Annotated in this window: 1 protein-coding gene; it reads left to right on the top strand. The window is 70.8% G+C overall.

The window, feature by feature from the left end; genetic code table 11:
* Positions 1–345 precede the first annotated feature (345 nt).
* On the top strand, positions 346–5,986 hold a 5,641-nt coding region (locus E1161_RS27795), incomplete at its 3' end, for a type I polyketide synthase (protein WP_207920428.1).

Genomic DNA, 5,986 nt, shown 5'->3' with positions numbered 1-5,986 from the left:
GGCCACCCCCGCGACCCCGAACACGCCCGTGGTCCGTCCGCGGAATACCGCCCGTCGCGATGCGTGGCCGGACGGGATACCGCCGCAACCGGAGACCGGAGTGCGGCGGTAGTCCGTGTAGGGACGGAAGACCGCCGCAACCGGGTGGTGGAAGACGGCCGCGATCCGGCGGAGGTCCTGGCGAGGTCGGGCGCTTGCTAGGGAAATTCTCACTACCCGTCGGACTAGCGTCGCGACTGGTTGCCAGCAACGTCGTCCGGTGTCGACCGTTCCGGTTCCGAGCGGTCGGTTCGACGGCCCGAGCGACGGCGGGCCCGATCAGCCATCGGACGAGGGAGCGTCGTCGTGTTGCGTACCGAACTCATCCGGCCGTTGTCCGAGCTGCTGCGGGAACACGCCGATCGGATGCCGGACAAGATCGCGTTCAGCGACCACCGCCGGGACATGACCTACGCGGAGTACGAGCGGCGCACGGGAATCCTCGCGGGACACCTGGCGGATCGGCTGCAACCCGGCGACCGCGCGATGATCTACCTCGGCAACTCCGTCGAGACGTTGGTGGGCTACCTCGCGGTCATCCGGGCCAGCGGCGTGGCCGTCCCGTTCAACCCGCACTCCGCCGACGCGGAGCTGGCCCACGTGGTCGACGACAGCGGCACCAAGGCGGTGATCACCGATCCCGGGCGGCTCGACCAGGTCGTGGCGTTGCTGCCGGGGCGCCCGCACTTGCGGATCGTGGTGACCGGAAGCGATCCGCTGCCCGTCAACACCCCTTCGGCCGTCACCCGCTACGCGGACCTGATCGAGTCCGAATCCGCGAACCCGCCCCGAGACGATCAAGCGCTCGACGACATCGCGTGGATGCTCTACACCTCGGGCACCACCGGCAAGCCGAAGGGCGTGCTGTCCACGCAGCGCAGCTGCCTGTGGTCGGTGGCCGCCTGCTACGCCCCGATCGTCGGCCTCTCCGAGCGGGACCGCGTGCTCTGGCCGCTGCCGCTGCACCACAGCTTGGCGCACGTCCTGTGCGTGATCGGCGTGACCGCGGTCGGGGCCACGGCGCGCATCCTCGACGGGTTCTCAGGCGAGGAAGTCCTGCGGGCGTTCGAGGAAGACACGTTCACCTTCCTCACCGGCGTGCCCGCGATGTACCACCACCTGCTGGAGGCGGCGCACCGCAGCGACGCCCGGATCAGCGGTCTGGAGCGCTGCCTGACCGCGGGCTCGGTGTGCCCGGCCTCGCTGCGCACGTCCTTCGAGGAGACCTTCGGCGTTCCGCTGATCGACGGCTACGGCAGCACCGAGACCTGCGGCCTGATGGCCGTGAACTGGCAGACCGGTACCCGAGTGGACGGCTCGTGCGGTCTGCCGGTGCCCGGTCTCGGTCTCCGGCTGGTCGACCCGGAGACCTTCGCCGACGTCGCCCCGGGTGACGAGGGCGAGGTGTGGGTGCGCGGGCCGAACCTGATGGTGGGCTACCACAACCAGCCCGAGGCGACCGCCGCCGCGCTGCCGGGTGGCTGGTACCGCACCGGAGACCTGGCCCGGCAGGACGAGTTCGGCTACCTGGCCATCACCGGACGCGTGAAGGAGCTGATCAACCGGGGTGGGGAGAACATCCACCCGGGCGAGGTCGAGGACGTCCTGCGAGGCGTTGCCGGGGTCGCCGACGTGGCTGTCGTGGGCAAGCCGCACGACGTGCTCGGCGAAGTGCCGGTCGCGCTCGTCGTGCCGCGCGACTCGGGCTTCGACCCCGCCCAGCTCTACGCGGTGTGCCGGCAACAGCTGTCGGGCTTCAAGGTTCCCGAGCAGGTATACGAGATCGAGCACGTCCCCCGGACCGCTTCCGGCAAGATCACCCGGCACGTCCTGCTCGGCCTGCCAGCCCGGCTCCGGGCGGCCGGCGACAGCCGGTACGAGTCGCTGCTGCGGATGGTCTGGACGAAGCTGCCCCCTCAGCGTCCCGCAGTCACGTCCTGGGCACTGCTCGGCGCGGATCCCTTCGAGGTGGGGTCCGGACTCCTCGCCGCCGGGATGAGCGTCGAGACCCACCCGGACGCCGCTGCGCTGCACGCCGCGGTAGCAGCCGGGGCGAGGGCACCCGAGGTCGCCGTGGTGTGCTGCCCGCACGACGCGGAGGGCCACCTCGGCCAGGCGTCGGAGGTGGCGTTGCGCCAGGTCGCGGACCTGCTGCGCTGGTGGGCCGACGACTCGCTGCCGGGCACCCGCCTGGTGCTCGTCACCAGGGGCGCGGTCGCCACGGCGACCGGCGAGGACGTGAGCGACCTGGTGCACGCACCGATCTGGGGTCTGCTGCGGTCGATGCAGGCCGAGCACTCGAACCGCTTCGCGCTGATCGACCTCGACCGGGACGAGGCACCGATCGACGTGCTCTGGGCGGCAGTCGCCTCGGCGGAGCAGGAGGTCGCCGTCCGGGAAGGCGTCGCGCTCGCGCCGCGCTTGGTGCCGGTTCCCACTGCTGCGCCGGAGGGTTCGGCGCTGCGGCTCGACCCGGAGGGCGCGGTCGTGATCAGCGGTGCCGCGGGCCCGGCCGGGACCGCCGTCGCCAGGCACCTCGTGGCCGCCTACGGCGCCCGCCACCTCGTGCTCATCGGCTCTGACGACGCGAACACCGAGTTGGCGGCCGGGTTGGACGACCTCGGTGCCGAGACCCACATCGCCGACTGCCACGTCGCCGACCACCAGGCACTGGCCACCGTGCTGGCGGCGCTGGAGCGCCCGATCACAGCGGTGCTGCACTGCGCGGACGGTCCGGGGTCCTTCCGGTCCGTTGTGGACGGTGCGGTCGACCTGCACCGGCTCACCGAGCACCTCGACATCGCCGCCTTCCTCCTCGTGAGCACGGCCGCCGGTGCTCTCGGCCTGGCGGATCGAGGTGAACAGGCAGCGGCTCAGGCGTTCCTGGCCGGGTTGGCGCAGCACCGCCGTTCCCGGGGCCTGCGCGCGTTGTGCCTGGCCGTGGACTCCGACGGCGAGGTCGGCGCGGTGCCAGGACGGGAGCTGGTGGCGATGTTGGACGTGGCGGCTCCCTCGGACCTGCCGCACGCGGTCGTCATGCGGCCCAACGATGCCGCGTCCGAGCACGCGCTGCTGCGCGGTCTGGCCGAGAACTCGTCGAGGGTGACCGATGGGAACGAGCGCGATCGGTCCGCTCTCCGGCAACGCCTGGCCGATATGGCACCGCAACAGCAGCAGTCCTACCTGCTGAACCTGGTGTGCGGGCAAGTCGCGGAGGCCCTGGGACTCGCGTCGGTCAGCAGCACGGCGGCGAAGACCGCGTTCCGCGAGCTCGGGCTCACCTCGGTCAGCGCGGTGGCGCTGCGCAATGGGTTGACGGCGGCCACCGGGTTGGACCTGCCCGCGCCGGTGGCGTTCGACCACCCGACTCCGGAGGCGCTGGCCCGCCACCTGCGTGCCGAGTTGTTCGGCGAGCGGCCGCGGACCGCGGTCGTGGCGCCGCCGCGACCGGAAGCGGGAGACGCGATCGCGATCATCGGCATGGGTTGCCGGTTCCCTGGTGACGTGCGATCGCCCGAGCAGCTGTGGCAGCTGGTCGTTGACGGTGCCGAGGTGCTCTCCCCGTTCCCCGCCGACCGCGGCTGGAACTTGGGGAAGATGTTCGACGCCGGCCCCGGGCGGCCCGGCACCTGCGCGACCCGCCTCGGCGGGTTCCTGCACGACGCCGCCGATTTCGACGCCGGCTTCTTCGGCATCTCGCCGCGCGAGGCGCTGGCGATGGACCCGCAGCAGCGGTTGCTGCTGGAGGTCTCCTGGGAGGCGCTGGAGCGCTCGGGCATCGACCCTACGTCGCTGCGCGGGCACGACGCGGGTGTGTTCACCGGCGTCATGCACCACGACTACGGCACCGGACTCGTCGATGCGCCCGAGGGCACGGAGGGGTACTGGACCACCGGTACCGCGGGCAGCGTCGCGTCGGGCCGGGTCTCCTACACCTTCGGGTTCGAGGGTCCTGCGGTGACCGTCGACACCGCGTGCTCGTCGTCGTTGGTGTCGATGCACCTGGCTGCGCAGTCGTTGCGGCAGGGTGAGTGCTCGCTGGCCCTGGCAGGTGGCGCGACGATCATGTCTACGCCGTCGACGTTCGTGGAGTTCACCAAGCAGGGCGGCCTGGCCGCTGATGGTCGGTGCAAGTCCTACTCCGATGCCGCTGACGGCGTGGGCTGGTCCGAGGGCGCGGGCGTGGTCGTGCTGGAGCGGTTGTCGGACGCGCAGCGCAACGGGCACCGGATCTTGGCGGTGTTGCGGGGTTCTGCGGTGAACCAGGACGGTGCGTCGAACGGGTTGACGGCGCCGAACGGTCCGTCGCAGCAGCGGGTAATCCGGCGTGCGTTGGCGGGTGCCGCTCTGTCCACTTCGGATGTCGATGTGGTGGAGGGGCACGGCACCGGCACGACCCTGGGCGATCCGATCGAGGCCCAGGCGTTGCTGGCGACGTACGGGCAGGACCGCGAGATCCCGTTGTTGTTGGGGTCGGTGAAGTCGAACCTCGGTCACACCCAGGCGGCGGCGGGTGTCGCGGGTGTCATTAAGATGGTCATGGCGATGCGGGCCGGTGTGGTGCCGCGGACGCTGCACGCGGACTCCCGTTCGTCGCACGTGAACTGGGAATCCGGTTCGGTGGGACTGCTGACGTCGTCGAGCGAGTGGCCGGAGACGGGTCGGCCCCGGCGGTCCGGTGTGTCGTCGTTCGGGATCGGTGGCACGAACGCGCACGTGATCTTGGAGCAGCCGCCGGTGGTGGATGCGCCGGTCGAGGACGCGCGGGTGCTCCCGGGCGTCGTGCCGTGGGTGGTGTCGGCGAAGTCCGAGGCCGCGCTGGACGAGCAGATCGCGCAGCTCCACGACCTGGACGCGTCGCCGGTCGACGTCGGTTCCTCGCTGGTCAGGTCGCGGGCGTCTTTCGAGCACCGCGCGGTGTTGCTGGCCTCGGACACCGAGGTCGCGGAGGCGGTCCGCGGCGTGGCTGGTGAGCGGTCGTTGGGCGTGTTGTTCGCGGGTCAGGGTTCGCAGCGGTTGGGGATGGGTCGGGATCTCTACGACCGGTTCCCGGTGTTCGCCGAGGCTCTGGACGCGGTGTTGGGGCACCTGGACCCTGCGGTGCGGGATGTGATGTGGGGCCGGGACGCGGAAGCGCTGAATGAGACCGGCAACGCCCAGCCTGCGTTGTTCGCGGTCGAGGTGGCGCTGTTCCGTTTGGTGGAGTCGTTCGGTGTGCGGCCGGATTTTGTGGGGGGTCATTCGATCGGTGAGATCGCGGCAGCGCACGTGGCTGGTGTGTTCTCCCTGGAAGATGCTTGCACGCTGGTCACCGCGAGGGCCCGTCTGATGCAAGCACTTCCGCCGGGTGGCGCGATGGTGGCGGTCCAGGCGAGCGAGGACGAGGTTCTGACGCACCTCACCGGTGGTGTGTCGATCGCGGCGGTGAACGGCCCGTCGTCGGTGGTCTTGGCCGGTGATGAGGCCGCGGTGCTGGAGGTGTCCTCGCGGTGGAAGTCGACGCGCTTGGGGGTTTCCCACGCGTTCCACTCGCCGTTGATGGATCCGATGCTGAAGGGTTTTCGCGCTGCGATCAGCGGTGTGTCGTTCCAGGAGCCGGTGATCCCGCTGGTCACCGGCCGGGTTCCGGGTTTCAGTGGGAGTCGGGTTCCGGAGTACGGGGGTTTTCCGGGTTTTGGCGGGGACGTGACGTCGCCGGAGTTCTGGGTGCGGCATGTGCGGGAGACCGTGCGGTTCGCTGACAGCGTGCGGGCGTTGGGGGAGCGGGGTGTGAACGCGTTCCTGGAGATCGGGCCGGGTGGTGTCTTGTCGGCGATGGCTGCGGATTCCGTGTCGGAGGGCGCGGTTGTGGTTCCTGCGCAGCGCAAGGGTCGCGATGGGGGATCGGCTTTGGTCGATGCGTTGGCGCGGTTGCACGTGGCCGGTGTCGATGTGGACTGGGCGCGGT

The organism is Saccharopolyspora aridisoli (genome assembly GCF_004348445.1).
GTDB lineage: Bacteria > Actinomycetota > Actinomycetes > Mycobacteriales > Pseudonocardiaceae > Saccharopolyspora > Saccharopolyspora aridisoli.
This window is presented reverse-complemented; position numbering and strand designations above follow the sequence as displayed.